Annotated in this window: 12 protein-coding genes and 1 pseudogene; 12 read left to right on the forward strand and 1 reads right to left on the reverse strand. The window is 54.8% G+C overall.

The window, feature by feature from the left end; all coding sequences use genetic code 11:
- The first annotated feature begins 249 nt into the window (after positions 1-249).
- The 6 genes and pseudogenes from ASD8599_RS20345 to ASD8599_RS07270 form a co-directional block, all read left to right on the forward strand.
- Positions 250-486 carry a type IIL restriction-modification enzyme MmeI gene (locus tag ASD8599_RS20345; protein ID WP_219928853.1) on the forward strand — a complete coding sequence of 79 codons (237 nt, stop codon included), beginning with the start codon at positions 250-252 and terminating at the stop codon, positions 484-486.
- Positions 443-3,688, forward strand: a complete 3,246-nt coding sequence (locus ASD8599_RS07250) for a class I SAM-dependent DNA methyltransferase (protein WP_219928854.1) — start codon at positions 443-445, stop codon at positions 3,686-3,688. The genes ASD8599_RS20345 and ASD8599_RS07250 overlap by 44 nt, the downstream gene beginning before the upstream one ends.
- Positions 3,678-4,079 carry a hypothetical protein gene (locus ASD8599_RS07255; RefSeq protein ID WP_219928855.1) on the forward strand — a complete coding sequence of 134 codons (402 nt, stop codon included), beginning with the start codon at positions 3,678-3,680 and terminating at the stop codon, positions 4,077-4,079. Before ASD8599_RS07250 ends, ASD8599_RS07255 begins: the two co-directional genes overlap by 11 nt.
- A 783-nt stretch (positions 4,080-4,862) precedes the next feature.
- Complete coding sequence (locus ASD8599_RS07260; RefSeq protein WP_181364429.1) at positions 4,863-5,963, forward strand: CobW family GTP-binding protein; 1,101 nt, start codon at positions 4,863-4,865, stop codon at positions 5,961-5,963.
- The gene (locus tag ASD8599_RS07265; protein ID WP_108827908.1) at positions 5,960-7,168 is read left to right on the forward strand and encodes a GTP-binding protein; all 1,209 of its coding nucleotides are present in this window, start codon (positions 5,960-5,962) and stop codon (positions 7,166-7,168) included. The genes ASD8599_RS07260 and ASD8599_RS07265 overlap by 4 nt, the downstream gene beginning before the upstream one ends.
- Positions 7,168-7,318 (forward strand): annotated as a pseudogene (locus ASD8599_RS07270) (DUF1826 domain-containing protein); the annotation flags it as partial. The gene ASD8599_RS07265 and the pseudogene ASD8599_RS07270, both read left to right, overlap by 1 nt.
- Before the next feature lie 211 nt (positions 7,319-7,529).
- Here the strand turns inward: ASD8599_RS07270 and ASD8599_RS07275 are convergent.
- Positions 7,530-8,417: a LysR family transcriptional regulator gene (locus ASD8599_RS07275; RefSeq protein WP_108827909.1), complete on the reverse strand. Its 888-nt coding sequence runs from the start codon at positions 8,415-8,417 to the stop codon at positions 7,530-7,532.
- Positions 8,418-8,602: 185 nt separating this feature from the next.
- Between ASD8599_RS07275 and ASD8599_RS07280 the strand changes: the two genes are divergently transcribed.
- The 6 genes from ASD8599_RS07280 (at position 8,603) to ASD8599_RS07305 (ending at position 16,183) form a co-directional block, all read left to right on the forward strand.
- A complete protein-coding gene (locus ASD8599_RS07280; protein WP_108827910.1) occupies positions 8,603-9,595 on the forward strand; it encodes an NAD(P)-dependent oxidoreductase in 993 nt (330 codons plus the stop codon).
- A 25-nt stretch (positions 9,596-9,620) separates the two neighbouring features.
- On the forward strand, positions 9,621-10,460 hold the full coding sequence (locus ASD8599_RS07285) for a formate/nitrite transporter family protein (protein ID WP_108827911.1): 840 nt from the start codon (positions 9,621-9,623) through the stop codon (positions 10,458-10,460).
- Between the two features lie 64 nt (positions 10,461-10,524).
- Positions 10,525-12,228, forward strand: a complete 1,704-nt coding sequence (locus ASD8599_RS07290) for a bifunctional protein-serine/threonine kinase/phosphatase (RefSeq protein WP_108827912.1) — start codon at positions 10,525-10,527, stop codon at positions 12,226-12,228.
- A gap of 12 nt (positions 12,229-12,240) precedes the next feature.
- The gene (gene cynS / locus ASD8599_RS07295) at positions 12,241-12,711 is read left to right on the forward strand and encodes a cyanase (protein WP_108827913.1); all 471 of its coding nucleotides are present in this window, start codon (positions 12,241-12,243) and stop codon (positions 12,709-12,711) included.
- Positions 12,701-14,434 (forward strand): NirA family protein, encoded by a 1,734-nt coding sequence (locus tag ASD8599_RS07300; protein WP_108827914.1) that lies wholly within the window; start codon positions 12,701-12,703, stop codon positions 14,432-14,434. The genes cynS and ASD8599_RS07300 overlap by 11 nt, the downstream gene beginning before the upstream one ends.
- Before the next feature lie 15 nt (positions 14,435-14,449).
- Positions 14,450-16,183, forward strand: a complete 1,734-nt coding sequence (locus ASD8599_RS07305; RefSeq protein ID WP_108827915.1) for a diflavin oxidoreductase — start codon at positions 14,450-14,452, stop codon at positions 16,181-16,183.
- Positions 16,184-16,187 lie beyond the last annotated feature (4 nt).

Raw genomic sequence — 16,187 nt, forward strand, 5'->3', positions numbered from 1 at the left:
CAAGCTAACCAAAAAGCCAGTTGAGACTTTTGGCGCTTGGCGTCATGGCGATGGCGGTGGGTTGCATTTGGTCGTTGATCCATCGGGTACGCAGTGCAGGATTATGCGCGTGGTCACTTTCAAAACAAAAAAGTGGGAAATCCTGAAAGGAGCGGGCCAACATAATTTTATGAACAGCCACGGTATTGAAAGAACCGCACATTCATGCGCAACTTCCTTTAATTGGTTTGGGTGATTTAGGCGATGGTTGTGCAGGTAGAAGATTTCATTGACCGGTGGCTTGGCTCCGGGGGTAGCGAAATGGCCACGGCGCAATCCTTTGCCATCGAACTGACCGAACTCCTTGGTGTTGACCGTCCAAATGTGTCGGACAAAGACGGGGATTTCCTCGACTACCGTTTCGAACGTCCCGTGACCTTGACGCATACGGGGCGCAAGCGGAATGGGCGGATCGACCTGTACAAAAAAGGGTCACTTTATCCTTGAGGCCAAGCAATTCGTTTCGTCGTGTACTAAAGACAAAAACACGCTGGAACTGTTCCTCAACAAAGATGCACCAAAGCAAGCGGGGCACGGCAAGCGGGGCACATCAAAATTCGACGACACGATGATGAAGGCGCGAAACCAAGCGGACAACTACGCGCGGGCCGTCGCCAAAGAAGACGGCTGGCCGCCGTTCTTGATGGTTGTGGACGTGGGCCATGTGATCGAACTCTATGCCGATTTTTCTGGGCAGGGGCAGGGGTACAACCAGTTTCCAGACGGCAATCGCTACCGTATCCACCTTGAGGATTTGCGCGAGAAAGAAACCCGCGACCTGTTGCGGACAATCTGGACCGACCCCAAAAGCCTTGACCCGTCTTTGCAATCGTCCAAGGTCACACGCGAAATTGCAACCCACCTTGCGGAACTGGGCAAAAGTTTCGAGGGGCAGGGGCACGATAGCGAGAAGGTCGCGCGATTCTTGATGCGCTGCCTGTTTTCGATGTTTGCCGAAGACGTGGACCTGATCCCGCGTGACAGTTTCACCACCTTGCTCAAGAAACTGCGCGGCCACCCGGAGCACGCGCAACCATCCCTGCAAAGCCTATGGGAAACGATGGACACGGGCGGGTTCTCACCCATTTTGACGACAGATCTCAAACGGTTTAACGGCGGGCTGTTCAAACAGGCGGATGCGCTTCCGCTTGATAATCTGCAACTTGGGTTGCTGATTGAGGCTGCCGAAGCCGATTGGCGAAAAGTGGAACCCGCCATTTTCGGCACGCTTCTGGAACGCGCGCTGGACAAACGCCAGCGTCACAAGCTGGGCGCGCATTACACGCCGCGCGCCTACGTTGAACGCCTTGTGACGCCCACGATCATGGAGCCGCTGCGCGAGGATTGGCGCGATGTGCAAACGGCCGTGCAGCGCTTGGCGGCGGATGGCAAAGGCGACGATGCGCTGAAACTTGTACGTGATTTCCATGCAAAACTATGCGAAATCCGCGTGCTGGACCCCGCCTGTGGGTCTGGTAATTTCCTATATGTGGCCCTTGAGATGATGAAACGTCTTGAGGGTGAAGTGACCGCGCTCTTGCACGAACTAGGCGAAGAACAGACAAGCTTTATCACAGTGGATCCGCACCAGTTTCTTGGGATCGAATTAAACCCTTGGGCTGCCAACGTGGCCGAACTGGTGTTGTGGATCGGCTATCTGCAATGGCACTTTCGCACTTATGGGCAGGCGGCCCCGTCTGAACCTGTCTTGCGCGACTTCAAAAATATCCGCAACGGCGATGCGGTACTGGAATGGGCGGATCGCACCCCGCGCATGGACGCGGACGGCAAGCCTGTGACCCGCTGGGACGGGATCACCACGATCCGCCACAACGTCACGGGCGAAGAAGTGCCAGACCCGACCGCGCGCATCACCGTCTATGACTACGCCAAGCCAAAGGCGACCAAATGGCCAGAGGCAGAGTTCATCGTGGGCAACCCGCCGTTTATTGGTAAGCTCAAGATGCGCGAGGCTCTTGGGGATGGGTACATTGAGGCGATTTGGAGTGCATACCCCAAGATGCCACAATCGGCTGATCTTGTGATGTTCTGGTGGGAAAAGGCTGCGCAGGCTGCGCGCGAATGGAACCCTAAGACGGGCAAAGGCACGCGGCGGTTCGGGTTGATCACAACCAATTCGCTACGCCAAACGTTTAACCAACAAGTCCTGATGCCGCATCTGAATGATAAAAAAAGGCCATTGTCGTTAATATTTGTCATTCCGGATCACCCTTGGGTGGATACGCAGTTCGGTGCTGCGGTTCGCATTGCCATGACAGTGGGAGTAGCAGGAAATAGAGCAGGACGCCTCCTGACGCTGGCGAACGAAAGTAAGGATGTGAGTGAAGTGGATGGGCGCATCGTGAGCTTCGATCACCATATCGGAAAGGTATTTGCAAACCTCCAGATTGGTGCTGACGTACCCTCCGCCAAGCCGCAAATTGCAAATTTGGGATTGGTCACGCCCGGCGTCATACCGCATGGGGAGGCCATGACGATAGACCAAGGAACTGCAATTAAGATTAATCCCTACGCGAAATTGCCCAATGTACTTCTGCGGCAGTACTGTAATGGAAGGGAGCTACTTGCAGGTTCTTTGACCAGATACGTCATCGACGCTTTTCCAAGGTCTGAGGATGAATTAAAACGCGATGCACCTGCAATTTATCAATGGCTGACAGACACAGTAAAACCTTACAGAGATGCAAATAGAGACAAGGATTTGAGAGAAAAATGGTGGCTGCATCGACGAAATAATCTAGACCTCAGAAATGGGCAGGTTGGTATAGATCGCTTTATTGGTACAGTTCTAACTTCTAAGCATAGATGGTTTACGTTTCTGCCAGTATCAGTGTTGCCGGATCAGACTATCGTTGCCTTTGCAATGGATAACGCTGAAAATTTGGCGGTTTTGTCCAGTAGGCATCATACCCAATGGGCATTGGCTGCTGGCGGTTGGCTAGGAGTTGGCAACGATCCTAGATACACGAAATCCCGTTGTTTTGACCCATTTCCCTTCCCAGATATCACCGACACCCAACGCACCCACCTTCGCCAGCTTGGCGAAGACCTCGACGCGCATCGCAAGCGCCAGCAGGCGGCGCACCCCAAGTTGACGCTGACCCAGATGTATAACGTGCTCGAAAAACTCCGCGCGAATGAACCTATCGAGGGCAAGGACAAAGACATCTATGACCAAGGTCTGATCGGCATCCTGCGTGACCTGCACGATCAAATCGACGCCGCCGTGGCCGAGGCCTATGGCTGGCCTGCGGACCTATCCGACGAAGACATCCTGTTGCGCCTTGTGGCCCTCAACAAAGAACGCGCCGAGGAAGAAGCGCGCGGCCATATCCGCTGGCTGCGCCCCGAGTATCAAAACCCGACAGGCCAGCAGGCCACCAAAGGCAAAACCGCCGATATGGATTTGGGCGTTGTTGCCAAGATCGAAAAAGCGCCGTGGCCCAAAACCTTGCCCGCGCAAATCGCCGCTGTCCGCGAAGCGCTGGACGAGATGGGCGAAGCGACACCGGAACAAATCGCCCGTCGCTTTGTGCGTGGTCGGGCCGTGACAGTGGAGCCTTTGATGGAAAGCCTCGCAGCACTTGGCCAAGCTGAGAAGGGCGAGGACGGTCGGTATGCTGCATAGACTGCGGACGCATCTTGCGTTTTTCGTCGTCGGTTTGTTGCTGGCACTCCCCTTACATGCGCAGAACTTCTCTTGCCGCATCGGCACACAACCCGCTTGCCTCGATTACGGTGATAAGGTCTGCTCAAGCAATGGTAAGTGCGTTAACAGGTCCAGCGCGTGTTTTGACCAGTATCAGTGCAACTATGAGGGCTTTACCTGCAAATCCAATGTGGCGCAGTGCGTTGACGAACATAGCGCATTGGTGAGGAAGTACAACGGCCTGCTTTCGGACTACGATGATCTGTTGTTTAAAGCCAAGAAACTGGCCACGAAACATGACGCGCTAAATGAATGTTTGCTGTATGCCAATACGCTTGAGGATTTTCAGGCGTGTGTGATTTATCAATAACCCCTGAAACGTGAAGCTGGCCAATGCTGTTCGTTCAACACAAACACCGATATTTTTGCATTCAGCTTTAGCACCCACTCTGGTCCGAACGAGTTGTTTGTGTTGGCATTTCTGAACGTCTCAAGCCCGTTTGCGCAGTGGGCAGTTGCGATTGTTTTTGCGTTTAGTTGATTTCTGGCGGGTCGATAGTCGCCGACCTAGAACAGTCATATCTCCAACGCTGTGAGATGTTTTATGTGGTGAATTTTTTGCACTCTGTTTTTTATCTAATATTGCCAAATCCTTATAGGATTTGCATGGAAGGTAGTTCTTCCGCCCCTTTCCTAATTTAGTGGTCTGCCACGATCAGCCGGCGCTTTCTGTGCTTGCTTTGATAGTACTTCCTCTGACTATTTTTGCGGCATTTGATTGCTGAAAGCAGTGTCGTTTGGTTGCGTGCAAACTGTTGTACCGTCTTTCGCTGCAGTTCCGTTAGGTCGTTGGGAACATACGCGCTTCCAAAAAACGTCTGAGTGCAAGCGTGCATTCACGCCAGTTCATCACAGTCTGCCGTCTGGGCGGCAGGGGTCAAACCGGGAAATGATATAAGAGGCAAGTCTATAAACTGCCCTTGCCTGACGTGGTTGGGGCTATCGATGTGGGAACGCAGGTTTTTCACGTCGTCTAAGGGGCGACGATGGCGGCAGTGCGGGTACGAACACAATTTGTATTTGAAGTATTGCAATGCAAAATCTAGTTACGTTATAACATAACAATTCGAAGCCTAAGACGAGAGCCATGCCCATGCCACCCACTGAAAAACGTCTGCCCGTGACATTGCTGACTGGTTTTCTTGGAGTTGGGAAAACCACCTTGCTCAACACAATCCTGTCGACCAAGGCAGGTCCCAAGATCGCGGTCGTCGTGAATGAATTTGGTGAGGCGGGATTGGATCATGATCTGATCGAGGCTGTAGATGAAGACGTCGTGCTGATGCAGTCGGGGTGTCTTTGTTGTTCTATTCGCGGTGATCTATCGCGCACATTGCAAAGCCTGATGTTTCGCCGAAAGACGTGGCGCGTCAAATTTGACCGTATCGTCATCGAAACCACAGGCCTTGCGGATCCGGGCCCTATTCTCCAGACTTTTTTAGCGGATCACTATTTGGCGTCAAAATTCCGTATCGACGGCGTTGTGACGGTCGTGGATGCTGCAATGGGTCCAGATACATTGGACCGCCAATTCGAGGCCGTGTCACAGGTTGCGATGGCAGATTTGCTTGTTGTCAGCAAAGCGGACCTTGTGTCAGACGCCGCATCCCAAGCCTTTGAGGCACGACTGAAAACCCTAAACACAACTGCAAAAGTATTGCGTGCCAAAAAAGGTGTGGTGCCCACAGAGGCGCTTTGGGGGCTAAGTGGCATGCACCGCCAAGGCAAAACCGAACCGGTCATGAAATGGTTGATGCCGAATACACCCCCCGCATCTGATGATCCGTTGGGCAACTTGTCGGGCTTCGTATCTGCCCCGCCTCCTGCGGCGCACTCACACCTGCATGACGCGCGCATCGGTTCGGCCTCTATCGTGCTGGAACGTCCAATTTCTGCCGACGCCTTTGATCTTTGGCTTGATACGCTGATCAATCTGCGCGGGCCAGATATCTTGCGCGTCAAAGGCATTGTGCATGTCGAGGGCGTGGATACGCCGTTTGTGTTTCACGGCGTCCAACACCTCTTTGATCCACCTGTGCCATTGCACGATTGGCCGGCAGGCAACCAACAGTCCCGGATTGTCATCATCGCGCGGGACATGACCCGCCCGGAACTGGCGCGCAGTCTTGATATGTTGCGTGCCTGGCAGACAGACGAAACCGCCGCTTCCCTGGAAAAGGAAATCCAACCATGACTAAAAAACTACCTGTCACTGTCTTGTCCGGCTTTCTGGGTGCGGGAAAAACGACGCTTTTGAACCGGGTTTTGAACAATCGCGATGGCCGCCGTGTCGCGGTGATTGTCAACGACATGTCCGAAGTGAACATTGACGCGGACCTTGTGCGCGCAGACACGGAACTGAGCCGCACGGATGAGACGCTGGTCGAAATGTCGAACGGGTGCATCTGTTGCACGCTGCGCGATGATCTGTTGGCCGAGGTGCGACGTCTGGCGGCCGAAGACCGCTTTGACTATTTGCTCATCGAATCCACCGGTATTTCGGAACCCTTGCCTGTCGCGGCCACTTTTGATTTTCGGGACGAGGACGGGCAAAGCCTGTCCGATGTCTCAAGGCTGGATACGATGGTGACTGTTGTGGATGCGGTGAACCTTTTGCGCGACTATTCCAGCCACGATTTTCTAAGCGATCGTGGTGAGACTTTGGGCGAAGACGATGAACGCACATTGGTCAATTTGCTGGTGGAACAAATTGAATTTGCCGATGTTGTGGTTCTGAACAAAGTCGCCGACGCGGAACCCCACCAAGTCGAAGCCGCACGTCAGATCATTCGCAGCTTGAACGCAGATGCGCGTATCATCGAAGCTAATCATTCTGATGTTCCAGCGGATGCGATTTTGGATACGGGCCTTTTCGACTTTGAAAAGGCCCATGATCACCCGATGTGGGCGAAAGAGCTTTACGGATTTGCCGATCATGTCCCCGAGACCGAAGAATACGGGGTCGCTTCATTTGTTTACCGCGCCCGCAGGCCGTTTGAGCCGGAAAAGATCTTGGAGGTTTTGAACGGCGACCTGCCGGGCGTGATCCGTGCCAAAGGGCATTTCTGGATTGCGACGCGTCCAAAATGGGTGGTGGAATTTTCGTTGGCGGGTGCCTTGTCGTCGATCAAGCCCTTGGGAACGTGGTGGGCTTCTGTGCCAAAAGAAAGCTGGCCGCCGCAAGACAGTGTGCAAAACTACATGACCCAACACTGGCAAGAGCCGTGGGGGGACCGTCGCCAAGAACTTGTGTTCATCGGTGCAGGTATCAATTGGGCGGAGCTGAAAGCGCGCCTTGATGGGGCGCTTGTGTCCAAGGATGTGGCGTCATCGCCTGATAGTTTGCCGGACTTCCCCGATCCCTTTCCGCAGTGGCGCATGAATGAGCGGGCAGCATAACCGGTGCGCCGATCCTGTTGCGTGGCGCTTTATGGCCGCAGCAAACACCCACGGGGGTGTTTGCATCGCTCGCCTCCGATTGAAGGGTCAGGCGAGACGCGGCTGGTTCTGGTTCTTGATCCAATCTTTGATCTAGAGGACGAGATGTGACCGGTGTGTCCAGCGTCCACATCGCAACACCACGATCGCCAAACATGTGCTTGTTCATGCGTTTACTTTCGGGCGCGAAAAGAGGCCGAGTAGGAAACCGATGATTGCTTTGTTGAACACTGAATTGCAAAATGCAGGACTTCAAAGCCCAGCCCGGCGGCAAAACTGTCCAAACGAGATTTTTGGACGCAAGAGAGCGGCGCGAACGATGTCATGGCTGCGCGTATGATTTTCGAATTTGTTCAGCAAAACGCCCGGCCGCAACCGAAAGCGAGCGCCCTTTAAGTTGCGACAGGTGCACAAACATTGGTGCCTGATCCCGAGATGACAAAGCGCGGTAGTCCAGCTTTTGTGACGACGGTTTGCCGCTTGTGGACATTTCGAAACCGATTGTGTCAGCACCCTGCATGATCGTCCCGGCGGCACCAGCAGGGATTTCAAGACCGATGTGAAAGTCCAATCCTTGTCGTATCGCGGATGTTTCAACAGAATCGCGCAAAGGACCTGACACCGGCAATGCCCAACGAAACTTCGCAAGCTCATGCAAGCGTAATGGTCCGTTACCGAATGCAGGGTGACCTTTATGTGCGCCGACATAGATTTGGGCAGGAGCCGCGCACAGGGATGAAACGTAAGAATTCGTTGTCGGATGCAACTGCACTGCCAAGTCTGCACGGTACTCTGTCAGTGCCTGTGCAATGTCATTGGCGGGGGTTGGTTCAACCACAAACGTGACGTCGCTGAATTCCCGTTGGTAGTGCGCGATTTCTTCGGCAAATGATGCCAACGCGGCGACATTATCATCGATAGCAATCACAACGCGTCCACGCCGCACCCCTTTGATATCCGAGATCTTGGAACGAACCGATTTCATTTCCGCCAGTTGGCGCCGCGCGTGCGTGATAAAAATTTCGCCAGCCGCGTTCAAAATGACACCGTTTGACGTGCGTTCAAACAATTGGGTATCAAGTTCGTCTTCAAGGCTAAGCAGACGTCGGTTCAGCGCTGACGGGGTGATCGACAGCAAGTCGGCAGCGCCTCGGATCGATCCTGCACGTGCAATTTTTTCAACAATGACAAGCGGAAATTCGTGCTGCATGGCTTTTCCTATGTGGTGCGTTTTCGGCAACGCGCCAGTGCAAAATGAACAGACGACACCGGATTGGAACTAACTATGCTGCATTGCAGAGAAACAGTTCGCCCCATCGCCTGTAATGATGGCACTGCGCCTCCTAACGATTAATTTCCAAGCATCCACTGGATGGCCGGGGACCATAAAGCGATATGCCAAAGCGACCAAAAACGTGTTTTGCACGCATAGAGAAGTTGTGCCTTTTGCCGGTTTTCCACCGCCTGATAGATGCGAAAGTTCTGTTGGTTGGCGGCAGTCCCGCCGCTGCATGGAAAGCCGAATTGCTGCGCGCAGCCGGGGCGCAGATCCGTTTGGTATCACCACAGATATGCGCAGAACTTGCCGCGCTTGTCTCAAGGCAGCCGACTGCATTTGACCTCTACAACCGCGATTGGTCACCTGCTGATTTCGATGGAGCACGCTTGGCGATCATGGACACCGATTGTGACCTTGAAGCCGCTTCGTTCGAACAAGCAGGTCGGATGGCCGGCGTTCCTGTAAATGTCATTGATCGTCCTGCATTTTGCCAATTCCAGTTCGGATCTATCGTCAACCGGTCGCCTGCGATCATATCAATTTCGACCGATGGGGCCGCTCCGGTATTGGGGCAGGCCATTCGCCGTCGGATTGAAACGCTGCTGCCTGCGACGTTGTCCGGATGGACCAGCCTTGCACAAAAATTGCGGCCAAGGATCAATGCGCTTTACGCCGAAGGACAACAACGCCGCGCATTTTGGGAAGGCTTTGTTGATCGCGTCTTTTCAGGTGATGCACCCGATGCGGAACGGCTGTTTGAGCCGATGCCAAAAGGCGGACGCGTTGTTTTCATCAACGCCGGGCCCGGTGATCCGGAACTGCTGACCGTCAAAGCCATGCGCACCCTGCAGCAAGCGGACGTCGTCATTTGTGACGCCACGGTTCCCGGCACAATCCGTGAACTGGCTCGCCGCGAAGCGCAACACATCGAAGCCGCAGACATTGCGGAAATGCGGCGTCTTTTTGCTGCCAACAAAACCGTCGTTCATGTCACGTGCTCTGACGCGACACCAAACCTCGCGGCCCTCCAAGCACATTCAATCGCAATCGACATCATCCCCGGTGTCACCGCCCCACAATGCCCAACCCCACAATGGGTAGCGGCATAATTCGTCTGAAAGAAAGGACATTTCCATGTCATACGTTAAACCGGCAGAATTTGCCGCCCAAATGATCGAAGCTGGTGAATCCAAGGTCTTTATGTCGACCAAGGACACCCTTGTCAGGGCCTTTATGGCTGGCGCGATCCTTGCACTTGCGGCCGCATTCGCAGTGACAATTGCGGTCAATACTGGCAGTTTCCTTGTCGCGGCATTGTTGTTTCCAGTTGGTTTTTGTCTGCTTTACCTGCTTGGGTTCGACCTTCTTACCGGTGTTTTTACGCTGACACCGCTTGCATGGTTTGCAGGCAGGCCGGGCGTCACATGGCAGGCGATCTTGCGAAACTGGGGGTTGGTGTTTCTAGGTAACTTTGCAGGGGCCATGACCACGGCGATCTTTATTACAATCACGCTTACAATGGGGTTCAGCCTGCCGCCAAATGCCGTTGGAGAACGCCTGATGGATATCGGCCACGCGCGCACCATCGGGTACGCCGAAGCAGGCGGAGCGGGTTTGCTGACACTATTTGTCCGCGCGGTCATGTGTAACTGGATGGTGTCCACTGGTGTGGTTGCGGCGATGATGTCGACATCGGTCTCGGGCAAGATCATGGCAATGTGGATGCCTATCCTGATCTTCTTCTACCTTGGGTTTGAACATTCCATCGTCAACATGTTCCTGTTCCCGATCGGGATCCTGCTGGGCGCGGAATTCACCTGGAGCGATTATCTGATCTACAACGAAATCCCCACTGTGATCGGTAATCTGGTCGGCGGTCTGACATTTGTGGGCGCGATGATTTACGCAACACACTACAAGACCGGCCCGTCGCGCCGTCCTGCGGCCGACACCGTTGGTACAGCTGCCGAATAAAAACACTTCGGCCAAGGCCGCAGACCATCGCGGCCTTACAATCCATTTCATGCGCAGGCATCACATGTTGCATTCCCCTTCCTTGTCCGTGTCATTGGGCCAAGCCACATCGGCGGGTCCCAAAAACACCAACGACGACTTCTTCGGCGCGTTGCTGCCCGAAGGCGCGGACAGGCAGCTTAAAGGGTGCGTGGTGGCTTTGGCGGATGGTGTATCAACCTCTGATGTCGGTCGTGTCGCATCCGAGACTTGCGTCAAGTCATTCCTGACCGATTACATGGCCGCGCCTGACAGTTGGACCGTCAAAACCACAGGCACCAAAGTCATCTCTGCGGTGAACGCCTGGCTGCATGCCCAGACCCGTCACGCGGGCGAATATGACGCCAGTTACGGCTACACCTGCACCCTTACGGCGATTGTCCTCAAAGGCCGCGCCTGCCATATATTCCACGTCGGAGACAGCCGCGTTTGGCGCGTTGCGGGCGCATCACTTGAACCGCTGACAACCGATCATCATGCCGTTCTGGACGATGCGCAAACCGTGCTTTCGCGTGCGATGGGTGCCAATCGTGCGGTCGAGGTGGATTACCATTGTGAACCTGTGCGCGTCGGCGATGTCCTTTTGATGACGACCGATGGCCTGCACGAAATTTGGAGCCCAAGTGATGCTGTACGCATTGTCCAAAGCGCCACCGACCTTGACCAAGCCGCGCAGCAGATCATTGACGCGGCTTTGCCTTTGGCATCAGACAACCTCACACTACAAATCATCCGCATTGAAGATCTACCACTTCAGGGTGCCGTTGATCTAAAGCACGAAACCCTGACGCTTCCGTGGCCCAAGGATTTTGTGCCCGGTGACGTCATTGACGGGCTTACGATCTTGCGTGAAATTCACGTAACCCATCGGTCGCGGATCTATCTGGCCAAATGCGGTGACCACCGGTTCGCGTTAAAAGTACCGTCGTCCGAGGCGCGCGAGGATGACACGGCGCTTCAGCGGTTTGTCACCGAAGAATGGGTCGCCCGCCGGATCAACAACCCCCATGTGGTGTCCGCGCCAAAATTAGCCGGGGATCGCAGTGCGCTTTACACGCTATCCACCTATGTCGAAGGCAGAACCCTGCGCCAATGGATGGTGGATACCCCCAACCCGACCCTGCAACAGGTCCGCGATATCGTCGGGCAGATTGTCAAAGGGTTACGGGCATTCCATCGCCGCGAAATGCTGCATCAAGATTTGCGCCCCGAAAACATCATGATTGACGCAGACGGACATGTGACCTTGATCGACTTCGGCTCGGCCTATGTGTCGGGGGTGCAAGAAACCGGCCCGTTGAACCAAGCCGCCGATATCCTTGGCACGGCGCAATACACCGCGCCTGAATACTTTTCCGGCGAACCTGTCAGCTGGAAGTCGGACATGTTTTCATTGGCGGTGATCGCTTACGAAATGATGACGGGAAAACTGCCGTTTGGCGCCGAGGTTGCAAAGGTCCGTTCCCCCAAAGACCGCCGCGCCTTGACCTATCGCAAAGCCGGTGACGCTGTCCCTGCGTGGTTGGATCATTGCCTTCAGACGGCGACCCATCCGGACCCTGCCAAACGCCCCGACGCGTTGTCAGAGTTTGAGACAGACCTGAAACGCCCCAGCATCCGCTACCAACGCAAAGGCCGCGCGCCTTTGATGGAACGTCATCCGGTCCAGTTCTGGCAGGCCGTCTCGGCTGTGCTTGCCATCACCGTCGCCTTTCTTCTCATCCGCTAAAGGAGCCACCACATGAAAGACCTTACAACCGACGATCGCCTTATGACCAAAGAAGATGTCACTACGCTGATCCTGATCGCCAAAAAAGAACTGGGCCTGTCATGGGCCGAGATTGCGGCAAAAATCGAAATGTCCCCGGTGTTCACGCATTCCGCCGCCATGGGCATGAACGCGTTTCCCAACGACAAAGCCGCGGCCTTGGTCAAAGTGTTAAATTTGCCAGATGCTGCGAAACCGGTTCTTGCGGAAAGCCCCACGAAGATCTGGGAGCAAGCTGTTCCAACCGATCCATGCATGTACCGTTTTTATGAAATAGTTGGCGTATATGCCCCGACCCTCAAGGCGCTGATCGAAGAAGAATTTGGCAATGGTATCATGTCAGCCATTGACTTCGAGATGTCCGTGGCACGGGTCAAACATGACAAAGGCGACCGGGTGAAGATTGAAATGTCTGGTAAATACCTTGCATATAATGCGTGGTGATCTGGTGACGGAACAGACCGACAACGGGTTCACGCAGGACCAAATTGCCTGCCTGATGTCGGCGTTGACAAAGCTGGACCTGACCGCGCCCTCGGGTGGCAAGACCCCGGCAGAGCATGTCTATGGCACGCCTCTGGAGGACCTGTGCAAAGAAGAAATCGCCAAGTATAAACTGCATCCGCTGGATATCTGGGACCGTTTGGAACATTGGACTGCGCGCAATGAAATCGCGACGGGTCTGGATCAGTTTTTGCTGCGCCACCTTGGGTTTTTCAATGTCGAACCCGCAAGCCGAGGATATATGATCCGTCTGCGCCTGCCTGCCTGCCAGATGCGTGGCGATCAGATGCAGGCGGTGGCTGAGATTGCCGATACCTATGGCCCCGGCCATGCCCATGTGACAACGCGCGGAAACCTTCAGGTGCGTGAAATCGCACCCAAAGATGTGCTGAAAGTGATGGATGCACTGACCGAAGCGGGACTGTCGTGCCAAGGTTCCGGCGCGGATTCCGCACGCAATCTGACAACGTCCCCCACAGCAGGGTTTGATCCCGTTGAATTGATCAACCTTGCCCCGCACACCCGCCGTTTGTCGAACTTGATCCTGAACAAGCGTGATTTGCGAGCCTTGCCGCGCAAATTCAACATCTCGTTTGATAACGGTGGTTCAATCTCGGCCCTCAGCGACAGCAATGACATCGCGTTCCAAGCGGTCAAAGTGGGCAATGACGCGCCGGTTGATCCGGGGATTTACTGCCGTATCGGGCTGGGTGGAATTTCAGGGCACCGCGACCTCACGCGCGAAACCGGGATGGTGTGCACGCCCGATCAAACTGTGATGGCCGGGTTTGCTATGTTGATGGTGTTTGTCGAACATGCGGATCGGACCAACCGCAAACGTGCGCGTCTCAAATACCTTTTGGATGCGAAGGGCCTTGAGTGGTTCATTGAGGCGACACAGGCAAAGCTGGCCGAGATTGACGCAGGTTTCCAGCTGACAGCATTAAACCCAACCCACGATCTGCCGCGCCCCCCCGTTGATCGACACGCGCACATAGGTGTGCACCCGCAATCTGATGCGCGTTGCGAATACGCGGGGATTGCGCTGGAAATGGGGCGTCTGTCTTGTGATCAAATGCGCAGTTTGGGGCGGATCGCGATGGTGCATGGCCGCAACGACATCCGGTTGACCGTTTGGCAAAACGTCCTGATCCCGCATTTGAAAGCGGGTCAGATCGACCAAGTCAAACAAGATTTGCACGCTGTCGGTCTTGGCACATCTGCCACTGCTTTCGCGGCAGGCGCGGTGGCCTGCACCGGCAAAACCGCCTGCAAACTGGGACTGGCGCACACGAAAGAAGACGGCACAGCACTGGTAAGGCATCTGGAAAACCGCTTCACGCTTGACACCCCGATCAATATCCATCTGACGGGCTGCCCGAATTCCTGTGCACAACATTACATCGGTGACATTGGGCTTGTCGGGGCCACGACGACGGAGGGTGAAACGGGCTATCACGTCGTTGTTGGCGGCGGCAGCGATCACGACAAAGGGATCGGCCGTGCGCTGTGCGGACCTGTCCCCCACACACAATTAAACGACGTCATCGCGCAGGTTGTCGGCAGCTATCTTGACCGTCGAGAGGGACAAGAGACGTTTCTTAGTTTTGTTCGCCGGCTGCCTGACGCCGACCTTGCGACCCTATGTGACACTTCGTTTTGACCCAAGGATCCAGCTATGACTGAACATAACCCGAACTTAGGTGCACAAGCTTTGGAGATTGCTGGCAGCCAATCTGAATTTGTGCCCGAAGGCAGCCCCTTTAACGATGCACAGCGTGCCTATTTGAACGGCTTGTTTGGTGGTCTTCATGCCTTGTCAAAAGGCGGGGGAGAGGCGGCGCAAACACCGCTTCAGATCTACTTTGGCTCTCAGACCGGCACGGCAGAGGCGTTGTGTAAAAACCTGCGTAAACTGGCGGCGACCAAAGGGTTCAAGGCCAGCATCGCCGATATGAATTCTGTCACGCCCGCTGATTTGGCCAATGCAGAAAGCGGTGCAGAACACATGTTGTTCATCGCAGCGACCTGCGGCGAAGGTGATGCGGCAGATAATGCGGTGACCTTTATGGAGGCGCTTGGCGCAGACGACTTTCCCGCCCTTCCGGCGCGTTTGAATTTTGCGGTGCTGGGTTTGGGCGATAGCAGTTACGTACAATTCAATCAGGCAGCCAAAGACCTTGATGAACGGCTGGCCGCCCTTGGGGCGACGCGTGTGGCTGATCTTGTGGCGTGCGATCTGGACTATGACGACGACTTTGCAGGTTGGTGCGAAACAGTGTTTGCGACACCGGCTTTTCAATCCGCAGCAGGTGACGCTGTCGCAACCGCGCCAGAGCCTGCCAAACCAGCCTTCGACAAAACACACCCCTTCATGGGCACCCTGATGAATGCCACTTGCCTTAGCGCAAAGGCATCCGCCAAGCGGGTCAATCATGTCGAGATATCGCTTTGCGGTGGTGGCGCAGATTTGGACTATGACGTCGGTGACGCATTGGGCGTTTGGCCGTTGAATGACATGGCCGATGTGGATGCGATACTTGCCGTTACCAATTTGGCCGACAAAGAGGTCGTGACGCTAAAAACAGGCACGGCCAGCTTGCGGCAGGCCTTGTTCAAATCGTTTGATCTGACGACGCTGACCGCCAAAGCGGCAGAGCTCTGGGGATACGAGATGCAAAATGGCGATCACGTCATGGACGCCTTGCCGCATCTGACAGACCTAACCGCGCAAAGCCTGATCGACGGGTTGCGCACGCTACAACCCCGCCTTTATTCGATTTCCTCGAGCCCCCAAAAATACCCCGGCGAGGTACATTTGACGATCGGCGAAGTGCATTACACCCACAACGGACGCAAAGGCAAAGGCGTGACATCGACCTATCTGGGCAGTCGTCTGCAAACGGGTGGCGCAGTGGGCGTCTATGTTCACAAAGCCCCCCATTTCCACCTGCCGGATGATGATACTGTCCCTTTGATCATGATCGGGCCGGGTACTGGCATCGCGCCGTTTCACGCGTTCTTGCAAGATCGTGAGACCCGCGGTGTGACCGCAGACAACTGGTTGTTCTTCGGTGATCAACATGCAGCCAATGACTACCTTTACAAAGACGCGCTAGAGGCCTGGGACGCGAATGGTCATCTTAATAAACTCAGCTTGGCGTGGTCGCGTGACACTGATCACAAATGCTATGTGCAACATTTGATTGAACAGGATGGCGCCGCTTTTTTCGAATGGCTTGAACGCGGGGCCGCGATCTACGTCTGCGGTGATGCGCTGCGGATGGCGGCCGACGTTGATGCCGCGATCCATCGTGTTGTCGCAGAATACGGGAAACTGGACGCTGATGCGGCAAAGGCTTATGTAGACGCGTTGCGAAAAGCACATCGTTATCAAAGAGATGTGTATTGATGTG

It is taken from the genome of Ascidiaceihabitans donghaensis (assembly GCF_900302465.1).
Lineage (GTDB): Bacteria > Pseudomonadota > Alphaproteobacteria > Rhodobacterales > Rhodobacteraceae > Ascidiaceihabitans > Ascidiaceihabitans donghaensis.